The organism is Streptomyces cupreus (genome assembly GCF_014257025.1).
Classification (GTDB): Bacteria; Actinomycetota; Actinomycetes; order Streptomycetales; family Streptomycetaceae; genus Streptomyces; species Streptomyces cupreus.
Genome location: NZ_JACMSF010000043.1, coordinates 49,924 through 73,725, shown reverse-complemented (window position 1 = coordinate 73,725; position 23,802 = coordinate 49,924). Strand labels below are relative to the sequence as shown.

19 protein-coding genes and 1 tRNA gene are annotated in these 23,802 nt (G+C 70.5%); 15 read left to right on the top strand and 5 right to left on the bottom strand.

Going from position 1 to position 23,802, the window contains the following annotated elements; translation table 11 throughout:
- Nucleotides 1–144 precede the first annotated feature (144 nt).
- The 5 genes from H4N64_RS31590 (at nucleotide 145) to H4N64_RS31570 (ending at nucleotide 6,698) form a co-directional block, all read left to right on the top strand.
- A complete protein-coding gene (locus H4N64_RS31590) occupies nucleotides 145–1,431 on the top strand; it encodes an extracellular solute-binding protein (RefSeq protein WP_186285859.1) in 1,287 nt (428 codons plus the stop codon).
- Nucleotides 1,432–1,445: 14 nt separating this feature from the next.
- Nucleotides 1,446–2,402: a carbohydrate ABC transporter permease gene (locus tag H4N64_RS31585; RefSeq protein ID WP_186285858.1), complete on the top strand. Its 957-nt coding sequence runs from the start codon at nucleotides 1,446–1,448 to the stop codon at nucleotides 2,400–2,402.
- Complete coding sequence (locus tag H4N64_RS31580) at nucleotides 2,399–3,274, top strand: ABC transporter permease subunit (protein ID WP_186285857.1); 876 nt, start codon at nucleotides 2,399–2,401, stop codon at nucleotides 3,272–3,274. The genes H4N64_RS31585 and H4N64_RS31580 overlap by 4 nt, the downstream gene beginning before the upstream one ends.
- A gap of 2 nt (nucleotides 3,275–3,276) precedes the next feature.
- Nucleotides 3,277–3,867 (top strand): hypothetical protein, encoded by a 591-nt coding sequence (locus H4N64_RS31575; protein WP_186285856.1) that lies wholly within the window; start codon nucleotides 3,277–3,279, stop codon nucleotides 3,865–3,867.
- 92 nt (nucleotides 3,868–3,959) lie between these two features.
- Nucleotides 3,960–6,698: an exo-rhamnogalacturonan lyase family protein gene (locus H4N64_RS31570; RefSeq protein ID WP_186285855.1), complete on the top strand. Its 2,739-nt coding sequence runs from the start codon at nucleotides 3,960–3,962 to the stop codon at nucleotides 6,696–6,698.
- A 69-nt stretch (nucleotides 6,699–6,767) separates the two neighbouring features.
- Here H4N64_RS31570 and H4N64_RS31565 read toward each other — a convergent pair whose 3' ends face one another.
- Complete coding sequence (locus tag H4N64_RS31565) at nucleotides 6,768–9,104, bottom strand: SCO7613 C-terminal domain-containing membrane protein (protein WP_186285854.1); 2,337 nt, start codon at nucleotides 9,102–9,104, stop codon at nucleotides 6,768–6,770.
- Between the two features lie 65 nt (nucleotides 9,105–9,169).
- Between H4N64_RS31565 and H4N64_RS31560 the strand changes: the two genes are divergently transcribed.
- Both H4N64_RS31560 and H4N64_RS31555 read left to right on the top strand, forming a co-directional pair.
- Entirely contained in the window at nucleotides 9,170–9,616 is a 447-nt protein-coding gene (locus tag H4N64_RS31560; protein ID WP_186285853.1) for an SRPBCC family protein, read from the top strand.
- Between the two features lie 39 nt (nucleotides 9,617–9,655).
- Nucleotides 9,656–9,727: transfer RNA gene (locus H4N64_RS31555), tRNA-Val, on the top strand.
- A gap of 43 nt (nucleotides 9,728–9,770) precedes the next feature.
- Here H4N64_RS31555 and H4N64_RS31550 read toward each other — a convergent pair.
- Nucleotides 9,771–10,496 carry a 3'-5' exonuclease gene (locus H4N64_RS31550; protein ID WP_186285852.1) on the bottom strand — a complete coding sequence of 242 codons (726 nt, stop codon included), beginning with the start codon at nucleotides 10,494–10,496 and terminating at the stop codon, nucleotides 9,771–9,773.
- Nucleotides 10,497–10,664: 168 nt separating this feature from the next.
- On the opposite strand from H4N64_RS31550, the gene H4N64_RS31545 reads away from it, so the two are divergent.
- The 3 genes from H4N64_RS31545 to thrS all read left to right on the top strand — a co-directional run bounded on the left by H4N64_RS31545 (nucleotide 10,665) and on the right by thrS (nucleotide 14,516).
- On the top strand, nucleotides 10,665–11,231 hold the full coding sequence (locus H4N64_RS31545) for a DUF4365 domain-containing protein (RefSeq protein WP_186285851.1): 567 nt from the start codon (nucleotides 10,665–10,667) through the stop codon (nucleotides 11,229–11,231).
- A complete protein-coding gene (locus H4N64_RS31540) occupies nucleotides 11,228–12,448 on the top strand; it encodes a hypothetical protein (RefSeq protein WP_186285850.1) in 1,221 nt (406 codons plus the stop codon). The genes H4N64_RS31545 and H4N64_RS31540 overlap by 4 nt, the downstream gene beginning before the upstream one ends.
- A 91-nt stretch (nucleotides 12,449–12,539) precedes the next feature.
- Nucleotides 12,540–14,516, top strand: coding sequence for a threonine--tRNA ligase (gene thrS / locus H4N64_RS31535; RefSeq protein ID WP_186285849.1), 1,977 nt, complete (start codon nucleotides 12,540–12,542; stop codon nucleotides 14,514–14,516).
- 28 nt (nucleotides 14,517–14,544) lie between these two features.
- Here thrS and H4N64_RS31530 read toward each other — a convergent pair whose 3' ends face one another.
- A complete protein-coding gene (locus H4N64_RS31530; protein ID WP_186285848.1) occupies nucleotides 14,545–15,204 on the bottom strand; it encodes an ion channel in 660 nt (219 codons plus the stop codon).
- Between the two features lie 78 nt (nucleotides 15,205–15,282).
- Between H4N64_RS31530 and H4N64_RS31525 the strand changes: the two genes are divergently transcribed.
- Nucleotides 15,283–15,831: an HIT family protein gene (locus H4N64_RS31525; protein ID WP_186285847.1), complete on the top strand. Its 549-nt coding sequence runs from the start codon at nucleotides 15,283–15,285 to the stop codon at nucleotides 15,829–15,831.
- Nucleotides 15,832–15,862: 31 nt separating this feature from the next.
- Here H4N64_RS31525 and H4N64_RS31520 read toward each other — a convergent pair whose 3' ends face one another.
- Nucleotides 15,863–17,518: a hypothetical protein gene (locus H4N64_RS31520; RefSeq protein WP_186285846.1), complete on the bottom strand. Its 1,656-nt coding sequence runs from the start codon at nucleotides 17,516–17,518 to the stop codon at nucleotides 15,863–15,865.
- 210 nt (nucleotides 17,519–17,728) lie between these two features.
- Nucleotides 17,729–19,927 carry an elongation factor G-like protein EF-G2 gene (locus tag H4N64_RS31515; protein WP_186285845.1) on the bottom strand — a complete coding sequence of 733 codons (2,199 nt, stop codon included), beginning with the start codon at nucleotides 19,925–19,927 and terminating at the stop codon, nucleotides 17,729–17,731.
- A 206-nt stretch (nucleotides 19,928–20,133) separates the two neighbouring features.
- On the opposite strand from H4N64_RS31515, the gene pgsA reads away from it, so the two are divergent.
- From pgsA to H4N64_RS31495, 4 genes are all read left to right on the top strand, one after another.
- On the top strand, nucleotides 20,134–20,868 hold the full coding sequence (gene pgsA, locus H4N64_RS31510; protein ID WP_186285867.1) for a phosphatidylinositol phosphate synthase: 735 nt from the start codon (nucleotides 20,134–20,136) through the stop codon (nucleotides 20,866–20,868).
- On the top strand, nucleotides 20,865–21,785 hold the full coding sequence (locus H4N64_RS31505; RefSeq protein WP_186285844.1) for a phosphatidylinositol mannoside acyltransferase: 921 nt from the start codon (nucleotides 20,865–20,867) through the stop codon (nucleotides 21,783–21,785). The genes pgsA and H4N64_RS31505 overlap by 4 nt, the downstream gene beginning before the upstream one ends.
- A complete protein-coding gene (locus H4N64_RS31500) occupies nucleotides 21,782–22,945 on the top strand; it encodes a glycosyltransferase (RefSeq protein ID WP_186285843.1) in 1,164 nt (387 codons plus the stop codon). The genes H4N64_RS31505 and H4N64_RS31500 overlap by 4 nt, the downstream gene beginning before the upstream one ends.
- A 310-nt stretch (nucleotides 22,946–23,255) precedes the next feature.
- Entirely contained in the window at nucleotides 23,256–23,798 is a 543-nt protein-coding gene (locus H4N64_RS31495) for a LemA family protein (protein ID WP_186285842.1), read from the top strand.
- Nucleotides 23,799–23,802: the final 4 nt, after the last annotated feature.

Genomic DNA, 23,802 nt, shown 5'->3' with positions numbered 1-23,802 from the left:
GGCGCCCAACTGGCCCGTCCCCGCCGCAAGAAATTCCTGTCCGAATCATTGACGCACCCCGAGGCCCTCCGTAACTTGTGCCAGCAAGCGCTTACTTGAAACGATTCATGCAGGCGGCAACGACGCTGCGGGGAGGGCCCGACTGTGGGAACCAGCAGGAATGTTGAGAGGCGTACGATCCTGAAGGCGGCCGGTGCATCGGCGGCCACGCTCGGGCTGGCGGCGACGACCGGGTGCGGAGGCGACAGTGGTTCCGGCGACGGGACGGTAACGCTCCGTTACGCCTGGTGGGGTGGCGAGCCGCGCACCATCGCCATCAAGAAGACGATCGCGCTCTTCGAGAAGAAGTACCCGAAGGTCAAGATCAAGCCGGAATTCACCGACTACGAGGCGTTCTGGGAGAAGTTCCAGACCCAGGCCTCCGGCGGGAATCCCCCGGACGTTTTCCAGAATGCGGTCGGCTTTCTGCGCAAGTACGACAAGCGCGGCGTTCTGATGGATCTCAAGACGCAGGCGGACGCGGGGAATCTGAGCCTGGAGAACTTCCGCAACGGCGTTCTGGCGAACGGTCAGGTCGACGGCAAGCAGATCGGTATCCCCGTCGGCGCCAACACCATGGCGCTCGTCATCGACCTCAAGGCCTTCAAGAAGGCGGGTGTCGAGGCGAAGATGGGCTGGACCTGGGACGAGTACTTCGACACGCTCCAGACGATCCAGGACAAGGCGAAGATCGCCGGTGACACCGGCTACTTCTCCATCATGTACCTCTACGACCTGTATCTGCGTCAGAACGGCAAGGCCTTCTTCACCGACGCCGATCTCGGCTTCACCGAGGACGATCTGACGCAGTGGTGGGAGGACGGCTACAAGCGCGTGCGCTCCGGGCTCGTCGCCGACCCGAAGAAGGTCGAGCAGGTCAAGCCCAAGTCCGCGCTCTCGGCCGGACTTGCCGCGGGCGAGTTCACCTGGGACAACTTCTCGATCCGCTACGAGGGCGAGGGCGAGTCGGACTACGGGCTCGCGCCGATCCCCACCACGGACGGCAAGAACACCGGCCAGTACCTCGGTTCGCTGATGCTCAGCGCCTTCTCCGGGACCAAGCACCCCAAGGAGGTCGCCCAGTTCATCGACTTCATGGTCCATGACCCCGAGGTCGGCAAGATCATGGGCTACGACCGCGGCATCCTCGCCACGACCGAGCAGTACGAGGCGTTCACGCCCACCGACGACAACAACAAGGGCGTCAAGGCGTACGAGGAGGAGGTCGCTGCGGCCGGTGTGCTCGGGAAGATCACCCCGCACCCGTCCGGCGCCGATGTCATCGAGGCGGCGTTCCTGCGGCTCGGCGGCGAGGTCGCCCAGGGCAAGACCAAGCCGGCCGACGCCGCCAAGGCGCTGTTCAGCGAGGCCAAGGCCGCGTTCGCGGGCTGAGGGGACGTACCACCATGACGCTCGTCAAGGAAGCGCCCGCGCGCCCGGCCGGGAAGCGGTCCGCCGCACCCGCCGCCGGGCGGCGCGGGCGGCGCCGCGAGAACCTCGCCGGCTATCTCTTCATGTCGCCGTGGATCGCGGGGTTCCTGCTGCTCACGGCGGGGCCGATGATCGCGTCGCTGTACTACGCGTTCACCAGCTACAACCTGTTCACGCCGCCCAAGTGGGTGGGCCTGGACAACTTCACGACGATGTTCCAGGACCCGCGCTGGCAGAAGTCGGTCGAGGTCACGCTGAAGTACGTCGTCGTGGCCACACCGCTGAAGCTGCTGCTCGCGCTCGGCGTCGCGCTGCTGCTCGCGCAGAGCAGGCGCGGACAGGGCCTGTACCGGGCCGCGTTCTACATGCCCTCGCTCATCGGCGCCAGCGTCTCCGTGGGCTTCGTGTGGCGGGCGCTGTTCTCCGACGACGCGATCGTGGACCGTACGCAGAAGATCTTCGGTCTCGACGTGGGCGGCTGGATCGGCAACCCGGACTACGTCATCCACGCCCTGGTGGCCCTGAGCATCTGGCAGTTCGGCGCGCCGATGGTCATCTTCCTGGCCGGCCTCAAGCAGGTCCCGCGGGAGCTGTACGAGGCCGCCGAGGTCGACGGGGCCGGACCGCTGCGGCGGTTCTGGAACATCACGCTGCCGATGATCTCCCCGGTGCTCTTCTTCAACGTGCTGCTGGAGTCCATCCACGCCTTCCAGGTGTTCGGCTCCGCCTACGTCGTCTCCGACACCCGGTGCGGGCCCGCCGACGCCACGCTCGTCTACACCTGTTACCTCTACCAGAAGGGCTTCAAGGAGGCCCAGATGGGCTTCGCCTCCGCGATGGCCTGGACGCTGGTGGTCGCGGTGGCGCTGGTCACGGCGGTCCTGTTCTGGTCGCAGAAGAAGTGGGTGCACTACGAGGAGGCCGCCAAGTGACCACCGCCACCAGCCCCGCCGTGCGCACCGCGAACGAGCGCAAGCGCACCGGATCGATCGTCTGGCACGTGGGCGCGCTGCTCATCCTCGCGGTCGTCCTGTATCCCGTGATCTGGGTCGTCGGCGCCGCGTTCAAGCCGAGCAAGGACATCATCGCCAGCCTCGACCTGCTGCCCGCGAAGCCGGTCTGGGCGAACTTCTCCGGGCTCGCCGACGGCATCTCCGGCATCTCCATCAGCAGCTTCTTCATGAACTCGCTGATGTACGCGGTCCTGGCCGTGGTCGGTGTCGTGGTGTCCAGCTCGCTCACCGCCTACGCCTTCGCCAAGATCGGGTTCGCCGGGCGGAACCTGCTGTTCACGCTGATGATCGGCACGCTGCTGCTGCCGTATCACGTGCTGCTCATCCCGCAGTACGTGATGTTCCGCAAGCTCGAACTCATCGACACGCTGGTGCCGCTCGTCGCGGGCAAGTTCCTGGCCGTGGAGGCGTTCTTCGTCTTCCTGATGGTGCAGTTCATGCGCGGGCTGCCGCGCGAGCTGGACGAGGCCGCCAAGCTGGACGGCTGCGGGCACTTCCGGACCTACTGGTCCATCGTGCTCCCGCTGTGCCGCCCGGCCATCATCACCAGCGCCATCTTCACCTTCATCAACGCCTGGAACGACTTCATGGGGCCGTTGATCTACCTCAACACCCCCGAGAAGTACACCGTGTCGCTCGGCCTGATGATGTTCCGCGACCAGGAGGGCATCTCCAACTACGGCAGCATGATCGCGATGTCGCTGGTGGCGCTGGTGCCGGTCATCGCCTTCTTCATGGCCTTCCAGCGGTATCTGATCGACGGCATGGCCACCTCCGGACTGAAGGGCTGAGCATGGCCGAGGCGCGCATGAAGGCCCGCAAGGAGTCCATGTTCGGCGAGCGGTTCGCTCTCTTCGCCGAGGCTCTGCTCACCGGCGTGTGGATCGCCGTGGCCTGCCTCGGGGTCGTCACCTACCCCGCCGCCTTCGCCGCCGGCGCACGGCATCTGCGGCGCCGTACCGCCCATGAGGCCGGCGGCCGGCGGGAGTTCGTCGCCGACTTCCGGGCGGCGGTGCGCCGGGGGTGGATCGTCGGGGTCGTCGGCTGGGTGGCGGCCGGCGCGGTCTGGGTGGACGTCCAGGCCGCGCGGGCCGGGCTGCCCGGCGGGCCGCTCGTCGGGGCCGTCGGACTGTTCGCGCTGATCGGTCTTGCCGTGGCCCTGCTGCGGGCGGCGGCCGTCTGGACGCCCGGCGTCTCCTGGCGGGTGCTGCTCGCGGACGCCGGGCGCCGGACCGTGCTCGACCCCGCCGGCTCCTTTCTGATCATCGCCGGTCTTGCCGTCGTGGCCCTGTCCGCCGCGTTCATCGCACCGCTCGCGGTCCCGGTGGTCGGAGCCGTCGCCGCGGCGGCCGTCGCCGTGGAGACGCGGTACCGGCACCGCTGACGAGCGGTGCCCTCGCACCAGGTCGGCGCCCTCGGCGCCGTACCTCTCTCTGTCATGCCCCTGCCCATCCCACCCGCACGGAAGGAACGGTCATGTCCCCCATCCCTCGCAGGTCCCTCCTCAAAGCGGCCGCCGTCGCCGGCGCCGCCGCGCAGTTCAGTTGGGCACTAGGGGCCAAGGACGCGCAGGCCGCGCCCAGAGCCGCGGCCGGTGACGGCGACCCGGTCACCCTGGACTGGCTGGAGGACGGCGGCCTCGGCGCGGCGCCCGGCTCGACCCTCGGTGTGCCCTGGCCGAAGGGCGCCTTCCAGGAGGACCAGACCTTCGCCCTGACGGACGCGGACGGCAAGGCCGTGCCCGTCCAGACCTGGCCGCTCGCCTACTGGCCCGACGGCTCCCTCAAGTGGACCGCGCACGCGGTGAGTTCGGGCGGCTCCGGCAAGCTCACCCTCGCCGCGGGCGAGCCCGCCGCCCCCGAGAAGAAGGTCACCGTCGACAAGAGCGGCGGCACCATCGACATATCGACCGGTGTGATCACCGCGAAGATCGGCACGTCCGGCGCCACGCTGGTCAAGTCCGTCACACGCGGCTCCACCGAGATCGCCAAGAACGGCAGGCTCGTCCTGATCCGCCAGCCCGAGATCGAGGACGGCGACCAGGGCGCGGTGAAGACCGAGCGCTTCGACGGCGCCATCTCCGAGGTCACCGTGGAACAGGAGGGTCCCGTCCGCGCGGTCGTCCGCATCGACGGCAAGCACCGCAAGGGCGACCGCAGTTGGCTGCCGTTCTCCATCCGCCTGTACTTCTACGCCGGCGCCGACTCCTTCCGCATGGTGCACACCATCACCTACGACGGCACCCAGGAACCCGGCAAGGCCGGCGGCGACTTCATCCGCGGCCTCGGCGTCCGCTTCACCGTCCCCATGCGCGACCAGTCCTACGACCGCCACATCCGCATCGGCGGCGAGGGCACCGGCATGCTCCGCGAGGCCGTCAAGGGCATCACCGGACTGCGCCGAGACCCCGGCGCGGCCGTCCAGACGGCCCAGTTCGAGGGCAAGAAGCTGCCCGACCCCGCCACCTGGGACCAGCGGGTCACCACCCGCCTGCAGTACATCCCCGAGTGGGGCGACTACACCCTCTCCCAGCTCTCCGCCGACGGCTTCACCCTGCGCAAGCGGACCAAGAAGGGCTACGGCTGGATCGGCGCCGGCGGTGGCGGGCGAGCGAACGGCTTCGGTTACGTCGGTGGTGTCAGCGGCGGATTCTCCTTCGGCCTCAGGGACTTCTGGGAGAAGTTCCCCGCACAGCTCGACATCCGCGACGCCCACACCGACGAGGCCGAGGTCACCCTCTGGCTCTGGTCGCCCGAGGCGCAGCCCATGGACCTGCGCTTCTACCACGACGGCATGGGCCAGGACACCTTCCCCGAGCAGCTCGAAGGCCTCAACATCACCTACGAGGACTACGAACCCGGCTTCGGCACCCCCTACGGCATCGCCCGCACCTCCGAACTCCTCTTCTGGGCCAACGAGTCGACCCCGTCGGCGGACGCGCTGGCCCAACAGGTCGAGGCCGTCCGAGTGTTGCCGCAGCTCGCCGCGCCGCCCAAGCAGCTCATCAAGGCCGGCGTCTTCGGCCCCGGCCTGTACTCCGAGCCCGACCGCTCCACCCCCGCCAAGGCCAAGATCGAGGACCACCTCGACTTCCTCTTCACCTACTACAAGGACCAGGTGGAGATGCGTCGTTGGTACGGCTTCTGGGACTACGGCGACATCATGCACACCTATGACACCGTCCGGCACCAGTGGCGGTACGACATCGGCGGCTACGCCTGGGACAACTCCGAGCTGTCCCCGGACCTCTGGCTCTGGTTCGCGTATCTGCGCTCGGGCCGCGCCGACATCTTCCGCTTCGCCGAGGCGATGACCCGGCACACCGGCGAGGTCGACGTCTACCACCTCGGCGAATGGGCGGGCCTCGGCACCCGGCACGGTGTGCAGCACTACGCCGACAGCGCCAAGCAGCAGCGCATCGCCAACACCACGTACCGCCGCTACTACTACTTCCTCACCGGCGACGAACGCGTCGGCGACCTCATGCACGCCAACGTCGACTCCGACGAGACGTTCCTCGTCCTCGACCCGATCCGCAAGATCCGCACCGAGCCCTACACACCCGACCGGCACGCGCTGTCGATCGGTTTCGGCACGGACTGGAGCGGTCTGGTGTCGGCCTGGCTGACGGAGTGGGAGCGCAAGGGACCGAAGTGGGAGAAGGCCAAGGCGCGCGTGCTGTCGACCATGGAGACGATCGCCGCGCAGCCGAACGGGTTTGTGCAGGGGACCGGGCTGTACGACCTGGACACCGGGAGGTTCGCCATCGCGGAGAAGCCGGTGGTGGGCGTCTCCCATCTGTCCGCCGTCTTCGGTCTCAACGAACTGTGCGCCGAGCTCATCGACCTTGTCGACATGCCGAAGTTCAACGAGGCGTACTTCGACTACTGCCGCTACTTCAACGCCACCAAGGCCGAGCAGGCGGCGCGGTACGGCTCCAACTTCGGGACGCTGCTGCTGTTCCAGGGGCACTCGCGCCTAGACGCCTACGCGGCCGTCAAGACCGGGGACGAGAAGCTCGCCACGCGCGCGTGGCAGAAGTTCTACAACTCCGACGGATACAAGGAGTCGGCGCCCTGGAAGACGGAGAAGCTGAGCGGGCCGGTCACCTTGGTGGCGGGCAGCGAGGCGACGTGGATTTCCACCAATGACACGGCGCTTTACGGGCTGGCCGCCATTGAGAACCTGGCGTTGCTCGGGCACAGGATGCCGTGACGCTCCGCTGAGGTCGCCGGGGAACCGCGCGTCCGTTGTGGCTGGTCGCGCAGTTCCCCGCGCCCTCTTTCAGCGCAGCTTTGTCAGCATGTCCCGGAGTCGCTGTGCGTCGCGGATGCGCTGTTCGTACGTCGCGCCGAGCGCCAGGAGCAGGAGGCCTGCCAGAGCGGGCGGGGCCCAGCGGGGGAGGGCGCCCGCTACCTGGATCAGGTAGGGGGCGAGTTCGTGCAGGGCGTCCAGGAGCAGGGTCGCGCCGCCGAGCAGCAGCGGTGCCTGGAGCTGGTGGCCGCCGCCCAGCAGGGTGAGCGACAGGGCCGCCAGGCCGAGCAGGAGGGGGCGCGTCCAGTGCGGGTCGGACCAGGCCGCGATCAGGCTCGGCAGCAGGGTCGCGGTCAGGCCCGGCCCGTACGCCGTCCACGACGACGTCTGTGGGTCGCGGCGCCTGCGCAGGGCGCCGACGAGCAGCGCGGGGATCGTCACCGGGAGCGTGTACGCCTCCGGTGTGTCGACCTCCCAGGCTGCCAGGCGGACCCAGGTGGCCAGGACGAACAGGGCGGTGGAGGCGTAGGCGACGGGGCGGCGGTCCGGCCGTAGCGCCGTGGCCGCGGTGATCACTCCGCACAGGGCGAGCACCAGCGCGAGCAGGGGCGGGTCGGTGATCGTGAGGCCCACGGCGAGCAGTCCTGCCGCGGCGCCCGTCACCTCGACCGGGAGGGTCGTCCGGCTGTCGCCGCCGAGGCGCGCGGCGAGCAGGGCGGCCGCCACCGGGACCGTCAGGACCAGCAGGGCCGTGTGCTGCGGTGCCCAGTCCGCGGCGGCGCCGATCGCGCAGGTCAGGGCGGTGGCGTAGGCGAGGGCTGTCGGTGCCGCCACGAGGGCGCTGCGCCAGGAGGCCGCCGCGAACAGCAGCGTCAGCGTGCTGAGCACTGCCAGGGTCGAGGACTGCGTGGCCAGGGCGAGGAGCGCCGCGTGGAGTGAGGTGGCCACGGCGAGGATCGTGGCCGTCGGCGCTGTCGGGATCGCGGCGAGGGCCGTCACCGACAATGCCACCAACAGGCCCGCCTCGTACGGCAGTTCCAGCACCGGCGGCAGCACGAGCGCCGTCGCCCATGCCAGGACCAGCGCCGCCGTCCTCGCCCCGGGGCGAGCCGTGAGCGCCAGTACAGCGGCGACGGTGGCCAGGACCAGCGGGGCCGTCTCCGACAGCGGGGGCCAGGGCACCTCGGCCGTCACCGCGGCCCGTACGTCCGACGGTGCGCCGGACCAGGGGCGGTCGATCCAGGCGAGCGGGCCCAGCAGGGTGACGGCCACCAGGGGCAGCGCCCACACAAGGGCGAGGCCCTGGACGCCGGCCGACGCCTGGACGAGGCCCTGTCGTACGGGATCGGGGAGGCGCTGGACGCGCAGTGCCGTCAACAGGGCCACCCCGCACGCCAGATACACCGGCACCGTCCACACCTCCGGCAGCGTCACGCGAGGCACGCTGCCCACCGCCGCGACCAGCAGCAGTCCGCCGATGGGCGCCGTCAGTCTCGCCGTGCGCCAGGCCGCCGTCAGGGCGATCGCGGCGGCGAGGAGGAGGAGCGCCGCCGCACGGGCGGCGGCGCTCGGACCGGTGGCCGTCCAGGACAGACCCCCGGCCGTCAGCACGCCCCCGGCGCCCATGCCGTACGCGCCGACGGTGGCGGCGATCCGTACGGAACGGGCGGGCACCCGGAGCGCCACAGCTGTGTCGAAACCGGCCGTGATCAGCAGCGCGGAGGCCAGCCAGTACGGTCCGGCGTCCGCCGCCAACGCCCACAGCAACAGTGGCAGTTGGGCCGCCGCCAGCGCGGCGGGCAGCGGCAGCCGCAGCTCGGCAGTCCTCGGCAGCAGGCCGTACGCCGTCCAGAGCGCCGCCAGCACCGCCGCCGCGACCGCCGTATAGCCGAGGCCGTCCACCTCGCTCAACGCGACTTCGTGCAGCGCGTACGCGTCCAGCAGCGTCAGCGCCAGACCGAGCCCCGCCACCGCCTCCGCCGTCGAGCGCAGACCGCGCGACAGCAGCGGCACCGGCGCCGCGAGCGCCGCCGCCGTGATCACGGCCAGCACCGCGGCGCGTCCGGTGATGCCCAGGTGTCCCCAGCCGACCAGCGTGAACGCCATCGCGGCGATGGTGAGCAGGGTGCCGCCGAGCATCAGGAGCACGTTCTGCACGCGCGGTGGCGATGCCTCGGGGCGCGGCGGTGCGACCGGTGCGGGGCGGGCCGCCTCCAGGGTGGCGACCAACCAGCCGCGGCGGGCGAGCAACTGGGACCGGCGGGCGTCCAGTTGTCGCAGCTCGGCGTCGAGGAGCCGCAACTCCTCGGCGGGGGGCGGGATGTGCGTCATGTCTCGGAGTGTGGTCCGCGTCACGCCGTGCGACATGAGTGCGCGTACTCAGAACGTACTCAGATGCGCCCATGGCACCCGCGCGCGGGCAGACTCTGCGCATGGACTGGTCCCATTACCGATTCCGCAGCCTGTGGGCCCTGCCCGCGCCACCGGCCGTCGTCTACGACGCCCTGGAGCGCGTCGAGGACTACCCCCGCTGGTGGCCCCAGGTGCGCGAGGTGAACCGGATCGACGACGTCAGCGGAGTGATCCGCGTGCGTTCGCTCCTGCCGTACGGCATGACCTTCACCGCGCGTGCGGTGCGGCGCGACCCGGTGGCCGGGGTGCTGGAGATCTCCCTGTCAGGGGACATGGAGGGCTGGGCGCGCTGGACCCTCACGCCGGACGGTACGGGCTGCCTGGCCCGCTACGACCAGGTCGTCGACGTGCGCAAACCGCTGCTGCGCATGCTGGCCGTGCCCGGGCGGCCGGTCTTCCGCGCCAACCACTGGCTGATGATGCGGGCCGGACGACGCGGTCTGGCCGCCCAGTTGGAAGCGGTTTGAAGGAAACCCGCGAAGACCTGTATTGTTCAGTGCGTTCCCGGGCGATTAGCTCAGTGGGAGAGCGCTTCGTTCACACCGAAGAGGTCACTGGTTCGAACCCAGTATCGCCCACCCGGAAGGAAAGCCGGTCCGTATCCGTACGGACCGGCTTCTTTTATGCCGCCGCCGGCAGATCCGGGCGCAGTGGCCACGCCGGGTCCACCGCCTCCTCCGTGCCGCTGCGCGCGAACCACGCCTGGAGCCCCCGCGCCTGCGCCGCGTGCCACACCGCCTGCAACGTGTGCAGTTCGGCGGGCGAGAGCCGTTCGAGCCGCGCCGCGAAACGGCGCCCCACCGCCCGTACGACATCCAGCGCGGCCAGCGCGTCCGCGCCCGCGTCATGCGCGCCGTCCAGCGTGACCCCGTAGTGCGCGCACAGGTCGGTCAGCGTGCGCCGGCCCTTGCGATAGCGGTCCAGATGCTTGTCCAGGACCCTCGGATCCAGCACCAGCAGCGGGCTCGTCTCGAACCAGTGGTCGAGGGACGACGCCCGATGGCGGCGCAGCTCACGATCCAGGATCGTCAGGTCGAACGGCGCGTTCATCACCACCAGCGGGCGGCCCGCGACGGCCTGTTCGGCCAGTTCCTCGGCTATCTCCTGCATCACCGGCGACGGCCAGCGGCCGTTGCGCTGGAGATGTTCCTCCGTCAGCCCGTGCACCGCCGTCGCCGCCTCCGGCACCGGCACACCCGGGTTCACCAGCCACCGGGTCACCCGCGGCCGGGTGCCCGGGGCGTCCTGGATCACGACGGCCGCCGAGACGATCCGGTCGGTCTCGACGTCCACGCCCGTCGTCTCCGTGTCGAATGCCGCCAGCGGGCCCTCATACCAGCTCGCCATACCTACACAACCCCTCGTTCAGCCATGGCAGCTGACGCACCGTCTTCTGCCCGTTTGGTGATACCCGGGCTGTTTGCGCCGTACGCCGGAAGGACACAACAGGAGTGCGGGTCTTTGCAGTTCAGCGGCTCGCCACGGGGATTCACTTGGCTTGGAAGGCTGTTGGTCATGGCGATAGCGCAGCCCGAGCGCGGCGGGCTGCTGCCCGAACGTACGGGGCCCCATCGCGGCACACTCGCCACCACCGCCTGCATGGAGACCTTGCAGGTGGGCTACTTGCACGCGGTCGCGGCAGCCGCGGGGTGCTCGCTGTCACAGCCGTTCCCGGACAACGGCATCGACTGGCACGTCAGTCACAGCGCGCCCGGACACACGGTCGACGACGAGGTCACCATCAAGGTGCAGCTCAAGGCCACCTACCAGATCCCGCCCAACCCCCCGGGCCGCACTTTCTCCTTCACGTTGGACAACGACCACCTGCGCAAGCTCGCCCGCACCCCGGTCTCCGTGCACAAGATCCTCGTCGTGATGCTCGTCCCGCGGTCCCAGGACGACTGGCTGCGCGCCAGCCACGACCGGCTCGACCTCAGGCACTGCTGCTACTGGGTCAACCTCGCGGGCCACCCGGTCACCGGCCGCACCCGGACCACCGTGCGGATCCCGACCTCACGCATCTTCGACGACCGTGCGCTGTGCGAGATCATGACGCGGGTCGGGACGGGAGGCAGACCATGACGCACCGCCCGATCGAGGAGCCCCTGCGGCCGGTCAGGCCGCACCCCGTCGACACCGTCGGCTGGCACCGTCCCCCCGAGCCCGACCAGGTCGACCCCGCCGTCCTCAGCGCCCTGCTGCACCGGCACGGCTGGCAGCGCCGCGGCGGCGCCACCGGACGCTACGGCCGTTGGACCCCGCCAGGCCCTGGCGGCGGCGGGACCAGCCTGCTCGTGCCCGAGAACCGCGCTTTCCCCGACAGCGACGACCTGCTGGGCGAGGCCCTCGTCGCCCTCTCCCGCAGCGGCACCCCCTCCGCCCGTGAGGTGCTGGTCTCGCTCGCCGTGCCCAGCGACGAGATCCGCTGGTGGCGGGACGTGCCCACCGGACCCGCCGGCACCACGCCCTGGACCGTGGAGGAGCAACTGCGCACCTGTGCGCGCCAGACGCTCCTCGCCGCCGCTCTCGCCACACGCGCGCGTGCGGGCTATTACGGCGCCCGGCACCGCCGCCCCGCCGCCGCGATGCTGGAGAACGTCCTGGTCGGCTTCCCGGCAGGCGGCCGCAGTCTGACCGCCTTCGTGCCCGTGGGCTCGGGCCGCCCGCTCGCCGTACGCCTGCACCAGGCGCTGTACGCCGCCCGCGAGGCCATCGACTACCGGCGGGCCACCGGCGGCATGGACGCCTTCGACGGCGCCGTCGAGGCGGGCGTCAGCCGGGAGCTCACCGAGGCTCTGATCGGCCTCGTCCGGGGCACCGAGGGCGCGCGCATCGCCGTCGAGTGGGCGCCCGCCGCCGCTGTTCCCGACGGCTGCGCGGCCGGCGCCGAGGCCGTCGAGTTCTCACCGGGCGATCTGCCCGTGCTGCGCGAAGCAGGGGCCCGCTATCTGCGCGAGGAGCCCTCCGTCTCCGTGCGCATCACCGGCGCCGTGGTCCGGATGCGCAGATCGGGGCCACGTGGGGAGGGCACGGTACGTCTGCGGGTGCTGGCCGGCGCCGAGATCCCGCACGTCCGGCTCACCCTGGACGAGGAGGCCTACCGGATCGCCGGCCACGCCCACCTGGTCGGACTGCCGGTGCGGGTGCACGGGCGGCTGGAGAGCCGGGGCGGCTTCCGCAAGCTCACCGGCGTCTCCGGCGTCGTACCCGTGCAGGTCGACGAGGCGGAGCGGGACCGGCTGATGAAGTCGCTCCAGGAGAATCTGGACTTCTTCGAAGAGGCGTGCGGAGGGGACTGATTTCGCCCTGGGTGGGTGCGGGTCGGTACGATCGCGTAATGCGCGCGCTCCCGGTATGGCGCCGCACCCCACCTTCAGTCAGGAGAGACCGGTGTCAGACGTCCGTGTGATCATCCAACGCGATTCCGAGCGGGAAGAGCGCGTGGTGACGACGGGCACTACGGCCGCCGACCTCTTCGCAGGCGAGCGCTCGATCATCGCCGCGCGCGTGGGCGGCGAGCTCAAGGACCTGTCGTACGTCCTGGCCGACGGCGAGGAGGTCGAGGGCGTCGAGATCTCCTCCGAGGACGGTCTGAACATCCTGCGCCACTCCACCGCGCACGTCATGGCGCAGGCCGTGCAGGAGCTGTTCCCCGAGGCCAAGCTCGGCATCGGCCCGCCGGTCAAGGACGGCTTCTACTACGACTTCGACGTCGAGAAGCCGTTCACGCCCGAGGATCTCAAGGCCGTCGAGAAGAAGATGCAGGAGATCCAGAAGCGCGGGCAGAAGTTCGCCCGCCGCGTCGTCACCGACGAGGCCGCCCGCGAGGAGCTCGCGAACGAGCCGTACAAGCTGGAGCTGATCGGCCTCAAGGGCTCCGCCTCCTCCGACGACGGCGCGGACGTCGAGGTCGGCGCCGGCGAGCTGACGATCTACGACAACCTCGACGCCAAGACCGGCGACCTGTGCTGGAAGGACCTCTGCCGCGGTCCGCACCTGCCCTCGACCCGGCTGATCCCGGCGTTCAAGCTGATGCGCAACGCCGCCGCCTATTGGCGCGGCAGCGAGAAGAACCCGATGCTCCAGCGCATCTACGGCACCGCCTGGCCGTCCAAGGACGAGCTGAAGGCGTACCTCGACTTCCTCGCCGAGGCCGAGAAGCGCGACCACCGCAAGCTGGGCAACGAGCTGGACCTGTTCTCCATCCCGGAGCAGATCGGTTCCGGCCTCGCCGTCTTCCACCCCAAGGGCGGCATCGTCCGCCGGGTGATGGAGGACTACTCGCGCCGCCGGCACGAGGAAGAGGGCTACGAGTTCGTCTACACCCCGCACGCCACCAAGGGGAAGCTCTTCGAGACGTCGGGCCACCTGGACTGGTACGCCGAGGGCATGTACCCGCCCATGCAGCTCGACGAGGGCGTGGACTACTACCTCAAGCCCATGAACTGCCCGATGCACAACCTGATCTTCGACGCGCGCGGCCGCTCGTACCGTGAACTGCCGCTGCGCTTCTTCGAGTTCGGGACCGTGTACCGGTACGAGAAGTCGGGTGTCGTGCACGGCCTCACGCGCGCGCGTGGCTTCACGCAGGACGACGCGCACATCTACTGCACGCGCGAGCAGATGTCGGAGGAGCTCGACAAGACGCTCACCTTCGTCCTGGGCCTGCTGCGTGACTACGGCCTGACCGACTTCTACCTGGAGCTCTCCACCAAGGACCCGGAGAAGTTCGTCGGCTCCGACGAGGTCTGGGAGGAGGCGACCGAGACGCTGCGCCAGGTCGCCGAGAAGCAGGGCCTGCCCCTGGTCCCGGACCCGGGTGGCGCCGCCTTCTACGGCCCGAAGATCTCCGTCCAGACCAAGGACGCGATCGGCCGTACCTGGCAGATGTCGACCATCCAGCTCGACTTCAACCTGCCCGAGCGCTTCGACCTGGAGTACACCTCCGCGGACGGCTCCAAGCAGCGTCCGGTCATGATCCACCGAGCGCTGTTCGGCTCCATCGAGCGGTTCTTCGCGGTGCTCCTGGAGCACTACGCGGGCGCCTTCCCGGCGTGGCTCGCGCCCGTCCAGGCGATCGGCATCCCGATCGGCGACGGGCACGTGGACTTCCTGGAGAAGTTCGCCGCCGCCGCCAAGAAGAAGGGCCTCAGGGTCGAGGTGGACTCCTCGTCCGACCGCATGCAGAAGAAGATCCGCAACGCCCAGAAGCAGAAGGTGCCCTTCATGGTCATCGCAGGCGACGAGGACATGGCCAACAACGCCGTCTCCTTCCGCTACCGCGACGGCTCGCAGGAGAACGGCATCCCGTTCGACGAGGCCATCGCGAAGATCGCGAAGGTCGTCGAGGAGCGGGCGCAGGTCTGATCCGGCACTGCACCAGGCCCTCGGGGGGTCAGCTCCCCGGGGGCCTGTTGTCGCTCTCGCGGGAGAAGATCTGCAGGAGCCAGGAGGAGAACGATCCCGTCACCGCGCCGAGCAGGGCCATGCCGCCGGCCATCATCCCGATCGCGATCGTCCGGCCGCGCGTGGTCACCGGGGTGATGTCGCCGTAACCGACCGTGGTGAGGGTCGCGGCGGCCCACCACAGCGCGTCCCCGAAGGTCCGCATGTCGGCTCCCGGCGCTCCGCGTTCCGCTTGGTAGACCGCGAGGGAACCGGCAAAGCCGAGCAACAGGGTCGCCAGACTCGCGTAGGCGATCACGCGCGCGTGCACGGAGAGCCGGGGCTCCCCCTGCCGGCGCTGGATGACGTCGTAGAGCGGCACGATCCGCAGCGGCCGCAGGAGCGGCAGGATGACCACGACCGTGTGCAGGAAGTGGGTCCTGGCGAAGCGCAGCAAGCGCCCCCCGAGGAGTCGCCAGCGCACCACGTAGTCCACGGCGAACAGCACCCAGAGCGCGAGCATCGTGTACCCGCACACGCTCTCCCAGACGGACGGCATGCTCACCGCCAGGACGCGGGCGGCGTAGGCGGCCAGGAAGAGCAGCGACGCCAGAAACAGCGGGATCTCGGTGCGCTGCTCCCAGCGCTCGTAAGGGCTGTCGTCGTCCACTGGCCCAGCTTGGCCGGTGGCGGCCTTCCCGTCGCCCCGGCGACACGCCGGGAACGGACGACGCCATATGCTGCACGCATGACGAGTGAGCCGGAGCAGCAGTGGGGAGTGGGGATCCAGGACGCGTTCCAGCGTCTGTGGACGCCCCATCGGATGGCCTACATCCAGGGTGAGAACAAGCCGACCGGCCCCGGCGCCGACGACGGTTGCCCCTTCTGCTCGATCCCGGCCAAGTCCGACGAGGACGGGCTGGTCGTCAAGCGCGGCGCGCAGGTGTACGCGGTCCTCAATCTGTACCCGTACAACGGCGGCCACCTCATGGTCGTGCCCTACCGGCATGTCGCGGACTACACCGATCTCACCGAGCCGGAGACCATCGAGCTGGCGGCGCTGACCAAGCAGGCGATGACGGCGCTGCGTACCGCGTCCGGGGCGCACGGCTTCAACATCGGCATGAACCAGGGCACGGTCGCCGGCGCCGGCATCGCGGCCCACCTCCACCAGCACATCGTGCCGCGCTGGGGAGGCGACACGAACTTCATGCCGGTGGTGGGGCACACGAAGGTGCTGCCGCAGTTGCTGGCGGACACACGGAAGATGCTGGCGGAGGCCTGGCCGACGGTGTGAGTCGAGGGGGAGCCTGAGCTCCCCCTGACGGTTACGCGTCGTACACGTCGGCCTTTCTCGGTGACGGATCCTGCACAGCCGTACTCAAGAACGCGGACCGCGCCCCGAACTTCTCCGTGTCCACGCCGTTCTCCTCCAGCACCCTGATCGCCGCCGCGTGCACGACCCGCAGCACCGGCGTGGCCGCCCGCAGCGCGTCGTCGGCCATGAAGCGATGCCGCCAGGGCTTGTCGGCCCAGGCGTGCCGGAGGCCGAACGGCTCGGGCAGGCTCAGGGTGCCGCCGAGCCAGTTCAGCAGCGGCGGGTACCAGCCGAGCGGGGCCCGGGCGGCGAGCCGGACCACCTCGTCGGCGTTGACCAGCGGCAGCTTGATCGTCCGGGTCTCCCAGGGCTTGAGGGACTTCTGGACTTCCTTGGTGGGCGCCTCGGACTTCGAGGTGAACAGGGAGTGAACCGGGCCGAGCGCGTGCCCGGTGACCTCGATGCGCAGTGTCTCGTGCAGCACGGTGACCGTGATCAGCATGGTGATCACCAGCTGCCCCTCCCACAGCGTCCACTGCACGCCCAGGTAGTGCCGGTCGCCCGCGCCGAACTGCTGCTTGTTGCAGATGTCCTGTATGGCGTGCTGCTTGACCTGGTAGGCCTCGACGTCGGTGCCGCCGGGCCGGGCCACCGCCTTGGCGTTCTCGCCGATCGGCGTGACGATCCAGTGCCGTACGGACGGCGGGGTGAAGCCGCCGGTGTTCAACGGGCCGCGGGTCAGCATCTTCAGCTGGTCGTGGATGGAACGGATGACGTCCCAGCTGCGGAACGGGTGGATCTCGCGGGCGGGGTCGGCCGGGGCGAGGTCCTCGGCGAGCTGCCAGCTGCCCCACCGCGTGCCCATGCCGAGGATGCCCTTGGGCCCGGCGTAGAACACGGAGTTGGACTGCTGTTCGGCGCTCAGCTTGGCCAGGGACTGGCGCAGTTGCTCGGCCGCGTTCTCGCCGGGGCTGCTCGGTACGGCCTCCGGGACCTTGGCGCCGACGCTGCTGCCGGCCAGCAGGCCGTCCCAGCGCTCGCGCAGGTCCTTGGCCGTACGCTCGCAGATCTGCTTGGCCAGGTACCAGCCGACGACGGGGAGGGCTACCGCCCCGCGCGCGTACCAGGCCCAGAAGCCGGTGAACGGCATCCGGATCAGGAAGATCACGGCGAGGGCGCCGACGGCGACGAGCAGCGCGGTGGCGAGGGCGCCGGCCCGTTTGTCCTCGCGCTTGGCCATGGTGGTGCGCAGCTGGAAGACGAGCAGCCAGGCGAGCAGTCCGGGCAGGAAGAGCACTCCGCACAGGACCATGACGACGGTCAGGCGGTTGTCGCGCTCCTTGCGGATGTTGTTGGCCGCGAGGCAGTGCTCGACGACGACCTGGGGTTCGGCGCCGAAGGACTGGATGAGCGGCTTGCGGCCGGGGCCGACCATGCGGTCGACCACCGCGCGGGAGAAGGCCTCGCCGAGGTTCGGCTTGAACAGCTTGATCTTGCCGGCCTTGACGGCCGACTGGTGCCATTCGCTGTTGGCGTCCAGGATCTTCTCGACGTCGGTGTCGCGATAGGCCGCCGAGGCCAGCGCGAACGTCGCCGTCTGTCCCTCGTCGCCCGTGCGCGGCACCTGGGGACCGAAGATGTCCCCGTAACCGCTGTCAACGGTCATTCCCGCCCCCGATCGCCGCCCACTGTCGTTCTGCGGCCTTCCCGACTTCCTTGCCCGGCACACCTGTTGATCAGGTCATCAGCGTATCCGCAGCCACCGACAGTTCGTCGGCGGACGGCCGAAGCCGCCCGCCGACGCGGAGGGGAGCGTTCCACAAAGGCCTTTCGGGTGGGGCCCGTTCGGCCCCACCTGGGTTGTGCCCGGTGCCAACTACGCGGAATCCCGGGTCTCTTCACGGATCCTCTCGGCGATCTGCGGTGGCATCGGCTCGTGCCGCGCGTAGGAGCGGTTGAAGCGGGCCGTGCCGTGCGAGAGGGAGCGCAGATCGACGGCGTACCGGCCGATCTCGATCTCCGGCACCTCGGCGCGGACCAGCGTGCGCCCGCCCGGGGTCTGCTCGGTGCCGAGCACCCGGCCGCGCCGGCCGGACAGGTCGCTCATCACGGCGCCCACGTACTCGTCGCCGACCAGCACGCTCACCTCGGCGACCGGCTCCAGGAGATGGATCCTCGCGTCGGACGCGGCCTCCCGCAGCGCCAGCGCACCCGCCGTCTGGAAGGCGGCGTCGGAGGAGTCCACGGAGTGCGCCTTGCCGTCGAGCAGGGTGATCCGTACGTCGATGAGCGGATGGCCGGCCGCGACGCCCTTGGCGGCCTGGGCGCGTACGCCCTTCTCGACGGACGGGACGAACTGCCGCGGTACCGCTCCGCCGACCACCTTGTCCACGAACTCGATGCCCGAGCCGCCGGGCAGCGGTTCGACCTCGATCTCGCAGATCGCGTACTGCCCGTGCCCGCCGGACTGCTTCACATGCCGCCCGCGCCCGGCCGACTTGGCGGCGAACGTCTCCCGAAGGGAGACCCGGTGCGGTACGACGTCGACCTGGACGCCGTAGCGGCTGCGCAGCCGTTCCAGGGCGACGTCGGAGTGGGCCTCGCCGAGGCACCACAGGACCACCTGGTGGGTGTCCTGGTTCTGCTCCAGACGCATCGTGGGATCCTCGGCGACCAGCCGGGACAGGCCTTGGGAGAGCTTGTCCTCGTCCTGCTTGCTGTGCGCCTGGATGGCGAGCGGCAACAGTGGGTCGGGCATCTCCCAGGGCTCCATCAGGAGCGGGTCGTCCTTGGCGGAGAGGGTGTCGCCGGTCTCCGCGCGGTTCAGCTTCGCCACGCACGCCAGGTCGCCCGCGATGCAGTGGGTGAGGGCCCGCTGCTGCTTGCCGAACGGCCGGGACAGCGCGCCGATCCGCTCGTCGACGTCGTGGTCCTCGTGCCCGCGGTCGGCGAGCCCGTGCCCGGAGACATGGACCGTCTCGTCGGGGCGCAGGGTGCCGGAGAAGACGCGGACGAGCGAGACGCGGCCGACGTAGGGATCGGACGCGGTCTTCACGACCTCCGCGACCAGCGGCCCGTCCGGATCGCACAGCTTCAGCTCGCGCGGCTTGCCGTCGACGGTGGTGACCCGGGGTGCCTCGCGCTCCAGCGGGGTCGGGAAGCCGCCCGTGATCAGCTCCAGCAGCTCGACGGTGCCGAGCCCCTGGCGGGCGCCCTCGGCCGCGGGGGCGGCGGCCAGGACGGGGAAGAAGACCCCGCGCGCGACGGCGCGCTCCAGGTCCTGGATGAGCGTCTTGACGTCGACCTGCTCGCCGCCGAGATAGCGGTCCATGAGGGTCTCGTCCTCGCTCTCGGCGATGATCCCCTCGATGAGCCGGTTGCGGGCCTCCTCGATCCCCGGCAGCAGGTCCTCGCCCGGCTCGGACTCCTTGCGCTCCCCGGAGGAGTAGTCGAACAGCTTCTGCGACAGCAGCCCGATCAGCCCGGTCACGGGCGCGTGCCCGTCCGGCGCCTGCGGGCCGTGCAGCGGCAGATACAGCGGGAGCACGGCGTCGGGGTCGTCGGCGCCGAAGGCGTCCGCGCAGATCCGCGTCATCTCCTCGTAGTCCGCCCGCGCGGCCTCCAGGTGGGTGATCACGATGGCGCGCGGCATGCCGACCGCCGCGCACTCCTCCCACACCATGCGGGTCGAGCCGTCCACGCCGTCCGAGGCGGAGACGACGAAAAGGGCCGCGTCCGCCGCCCGCAGACCGGCCCTGAGTTCCCCGACGAAGTCGGCGTATCCGGGGGTGTCCAGAAGATTGACCTTGATGCCGTCCCATTCGACGGGCACCAGGGAGAGCTGTACGGACCGTTGCTGGCGGTGCTCGATGTCGTCGTAGTCGGAAATGGTGCCGCCGTCCTCGACGCGGCCCGCCCGGTTCACTGCCCCCGCGGTGAGTGCGAGAGCTTCCACCAATGTCGTCTTGCCCGATCCGGAGTGGCCGACCAGCACCACATTCCGTACGGACGCGGGGTGGTCGGCCGCTGTTGCCCTGCCGGCGGCTCCGGGGTGTGCGTTCGCCTTGTCGCCCATGGCCTTGCCTCCCGTGCACGGTGAGGTCTTCTGTGGGCGCGGACATGCGGATCCGCGTGCGGTGGCGGCTCCGGTGACGCCCGCGGTTCTTCGAGCTTTCCACTCCCGTCACGGTGCGTCCATACGGCGGACGTGATCGCGCCCGCCGCTCGCGCGCGTCGCGGGAACGGGCGCCCGGCCGCCGCCCACGCACGCGCGTGGCTACGATGGGCCAGCCGGTGGCCAGCAGGGGCCGCGCGGCCACACCGAACCTCGGGAAGGCCATGCTGAACAAGTACGCGCGTGCATTCTTCACGCGTGTCCTCACACCGTTCGCCGCGTTTCTGATCCGGCGGGGCGTCAGCCCCGACACGGTCACGCTGATCGGCACCGCCGGCGTGATCGCGGGCGCGCTGGTGTTCTACCCGCAGGGCGAGTTCTTCTGGGGCACGGTGGTGATCACGCTCTTCGTGTTCTCCGACCTCGTCGACGGCAACATGGCCCGCCAGCTGGGGCGCTCCAGCCGCTGGGGCGCCTTCCTGGACTCCACGCTCGACCGCGTCGCCGACGGCGCGATCTTCGGCGGTTTCGCGCTCTGGTACGCCGGTGGCGGCGACGACCTCGTCCTGTGCGCCGTCTCGATCTTCTGTCTGGCGAGCGGCCAGGTGGTGTCGTACACCAAGGCCCGGGGTGAGTCGATCGGTCTTCCGGTCGCCGTGAACGGTCTGGTCGAGCGGGCCGAGCGGCTGGTGATCTCCCTGGTGGCGGCCGGTTTCGCGGGCCTGCACAAGTTCGGGGTACCCGGCATCCAGTACCTGCTGCCCGTCGCGCTGTGGATCGTCGCCGTGGGCAGCCTGGTCACGCTGATCCAGCGGGTGGTCACCGTGCGCCGGGAGTCCGCCGAGGCCGACGCGGCGGCCGCGCGGGAGAACGCCACGCAGGGGAGCGAGGCGGCGAAATGAACGCCCAGGAACGGCTGACGGACGCGCTGTACGGCCTGGGCTGGGGCACCGTCAAGAAGCTCCCCGAGCCGGTCGCCGTACGGCTCGGCCGCACCATCGCCGACGCCGCCTGGAAGCGACGCGGCAAGGGGGTGCTGCGGCTGGAGAACAACTACGCGCGCGTGGTGCCCGACGCGAGCCCGGAGCGCCTCGCCGAGCTCTCGCGCGCGGGCATGCGCTCGTACCTGCGCTACTGGATGGAGTCCTTCCGGCTCCCGGCCTGGAGCGCGGAACGCGTCAAGACGGGGTTCGACCCCAAGGACGTGCACTACCTCACCGAGGGCCTCGCGTCCGGCAGGGGCGTCATATTGGCGCTGCCGCACCTCGGCAACTGGGACCTCGCCGGTGCCTGGGTGACCACCAAGCTGGAGACGCGGTTCACGACGGTCGCCGAGCGCCTGAAGCCGGAGACACTGTACGACCGGTTCGTCGCCTACCGGGAGGGCCTCGGCATGGAGGTCCTGCCGCACAGCGGCGGCTCCGCGTTCGGCACGCTGGCCCGGCGGCTGCGCGACGGCGGACTGGTCTGCCTGGTCGCCGACCGCGATCTGTCCGCCTCCGGCGTCGAGGTCAAGTTCTTCGGCGAGACGGCCCGGATGCCGGCCGGCCCTGCCCTGCTCGCCCAGCAGACCGGCGCGCTGCTGCTGCCCGTCACGCTCTGGTACGACGACTCGCCCGTGATGCGGGGGCGGGTGCATCCCCCGGTCGAGGTGCCCGAGACAGGTACCCGGGCCGAGAAGACGTCTGTCATGGCACAGGCGCTGGCCGACGCCTTCGCCACGGGGATCGCCGAGCATCCGGAGGACTGGCACATGCTTCAGCGCTTGTGGGTGGCCGATCTCGACCCGGATCTCGACCCCCAGAAGGGCTCGTCGTGAGGATCGGCATCGTCTGCCCGTACTCCTGGGACGTGCCGGGCGGCGTCCAGTTCCACATCCGCGACCTCGCCGAGTACTTCATCAGGCTCGGCCACGAGGTGTCCGTGCTCGCCCCCGCCGACGACGACACCCCGCTGCCGCCGTACGTCGTCTCGGCCGGCCGCGCGGTCCCGGTGCCGTACAACGGCTCGGTGGCCCGGCTGAACTTCGGCTTCCTGTCGGCCGCGCGCGTACGGCGCTGGCTGCACGACGGCGCCTTCGACGTCGTGCACATCCACGAGCCGTCCTCGCCGTCCCTCGGCCTGCTGACCTGCTGGGCCGCGCAGGGGCCGCTCGTCGCCACCTTCCACACCTCCAACCCGCGCTCCAAGGCCATGATCGCCGCGTACTCGATCCTCCAGGCCGCCCTGGAGAAGATCAGCGCGCGCATCGCGGTGAGCGAGTACGCCCGCCGCACGCTGGTGGAACACCTGGGCGGGGACGCGGTCGTCATCCCGAACGGCGTCGACGTCGACTTCTTCGCCAAGGCCGAGCCCAAGCCGGAGTGGCAGGGCGACACGATCGGCTTCATCGGCCGTATCGACGAGCCCCGCAAGGGACTGCCGGTGCTGATGAAGGCGCTGCCGAGGATCCTCGCCGCCCGGCCGCAGACCCGGCTGCTGGTCGCCGGGCGCGGCGACGCGGAGGAGGCGGTGGAGAACCTGCCCGAGGAGTTGCGCTCGCGCGCGCAGTTCCTCGGCATGGTCAGCGACGAGGACAAGGCGCGCTTCCTGCGCAGTGTCGACCTGTACATCGCCCCCAACACCGGCGGCGAGAGCTTCGGGATCATCCTGGTCGAGGCGATGTCGGCGGGCGCGCCTGTGCTCGCCTCGGACCTGGACGCCTTCGCCCAGGTGCTGGACCAGGGAGCGGCGGGCGAGCTGTTCGCCAACGAGGACGCCGACGCGCTCGCAGAGGCGGCGATACGGCTGCTGGAGGACCCTGCGCGCCGCGCGGAACTGCGCGAGCGGGGCAGCGCCCATGTCCGCCGGTTCGACTGGTCGACGGTCGGTGCCGACATCCTCTCGGTGTACGAGACGGTGACCGACGGAACGACGGCGGTGGCGGCGGACGAGCGGCCGCCGGGGCTGCGCGCACGGCTGGGGCTGGCACGGGACTGAGCACGGGCAGCGTGGGGCTCGCGGGACTGAGCACGGGCGCGTGGGGCCTCGGCCGGGCACGCGCGTGGGGCTCGCGTGGGACTGGGGACGGGCTGCGTGGGGACTCGGGTCAGTCCCGGGCACGCGCGTGGACTGGGGACGGGCGGCGTGGGGCCTGGGATCAATCCCGGGCACGCGCGTGGGGCTCACGTGGGACTGAGCACGCGCGCGTGGGGTCGGGCAACCCCGCACGCGCGCGTGGGCTCGGGCAACCCCGCACGCGCGTGGGCGCTCGTAAGGCCGGGCCCGCACCTCGGTAACCTTGCCGCCCGTGACCGCAACCCTCATCTGGATCCTCGTCGCCCTTGTCGCGATCGGCCTGTACCTGAGCTGGACCGCGGGCCGGCTCGACCGGCTGCACGCCCGGATCGACGCGACCCGCGCCGCGCTCGACGCGCAACTGCTCAGGCGGGCCTCGGTGACCCAGGAACTCGCGACCTCCGGGGTGCTCGACCCGGCCGCCTCGATCGTCCTCTACGAGGCCGCCCATGCCGCCCGGCAGGCCGAGGAGGAGCAGCGGGAGGTCGCCGAGAGCGAGCTGAGCCAGGCGCTGCGGGCCGTGTTCGCCGAGACCCAGCAGGTCGAGGAGGTCCGCCAGGCGCCCGGGGGAGAGGCCGCCGCCCGTGAACTCACCGAGGCGGTGCGCAGGGTGCCGATGGCCCGGCGCTTCCACAACGACGCCGTGCGCGCCGCCCGGGCACTGCGCCGGCACCGCAAGGTGCGCTGGTTCCGGCTGGCCGGCCACGCGCCGTTCCCGATGGCCTTCGAGATGGACGACGAGCCGCCATCGGCACTGACGGACCGGGCCGCCTAGCGGG

What these genes read in the sequence shown, in the direction of transcription:
- H4N64_RS31570 (WP_186285855.1), top strand. Translation starts at nt 3,960, where the DNA reads ATGTCCCCCATCCCTCGCAGGTCCCTCCTCAAAGCGGCCGCCGTCGCC.
- H4N64_RS31505 (WP_186285844.1), top strand. Translation starts at nt 20,865, where the DNA reads ATGAACGCCCAGGAACGGCTGACGGACGCGCTGTACGGCCTGGGCTGG.
- H4N64_RS31550 (WP_186285852.1), bottom strand. Translation starts at nt 10,496, where the DNA reads ATGGCGAGCTGGTATGAGGGCCCGCTGGCGGCATTCGACACGGAGACG.
- H4N64_RS31520 (WP_186285846.1), bottom strand. Translation starts at nt 17,518, where the DNA reads ATGACCGTTGACAGCGGTTACGGGGACATCTTCGGTCCCCAGGTGCCG.
- pgsA (WP_186285867.1), top strand. Translation starts at nt 20,134, where the DNA reads ATGGGCCAGCCGGTGGCCAGCAGGGGCCGCGCGGCCACACCGAACCTC.
- H4N64_RS31585 (WP_186285858.1), top strand. Translation starts at nt 1,446, where the DNA reads ATGACGCTCGTCAAGGAAGCGCCCGCGCGCCCGGCCGGGAAGCGGTCC.
- H4N64_RS31540 (WP_186285850.1), top strand. Translation starts at nt 11,228, where the DNA reads ATGACGCACCGCCCGATCGAGGAGCCCCTGCGGCCGGTCAGGCCGCAC.
- H4N64_RS31545 (WP_186285851.1), top strand. Translation starts at nt 10,665, where the DNA reads ATGGCGATAGCGCAGCCCGAGCGCGGCGGGCTGCTGCCCGAACGTACG.
- H4N64_RS31560 (WP_186285853.1), top strand. Translation starts at nt 9,170, where the DNA reads ATGGACTGGTCCCATTACCGATTCCGCAGCCTGTGGGCCCTGCCCGCG.
- H4N64_RS31525 (WP_186285847.1), top strand. Translation starts at nt 15,283, where the DNA reads ATGACGAGTGAGCCGGAGCAGCAGTGGGGAGTGGGGATCCAGGACGCG.
- H4N64_RS31575 (WP_186285856.1), top strand. Translation starts at nt 3,277, where the DNA reads ATGGCCGAGGCGCGCATGAAGGCCCGCAAGGAGTCCATGTTCGGCGAG.
- H4N64_RS31515 (WP_186285845.1), bottom strand. Translation starts at nt 19,927, where the DNA reads ATGGGCGACAAGGCGAACGCACACCCCGGAGCCGCCGGCAGGGCAACA.
- H4N64_RS31565 (WP_186285854.1), bottom strand. Translation starts at nt 9,104, where the DNA reads ATGTCGCACGGCGTGACGCGGACCACACTCCGAGACATGACGCACATC.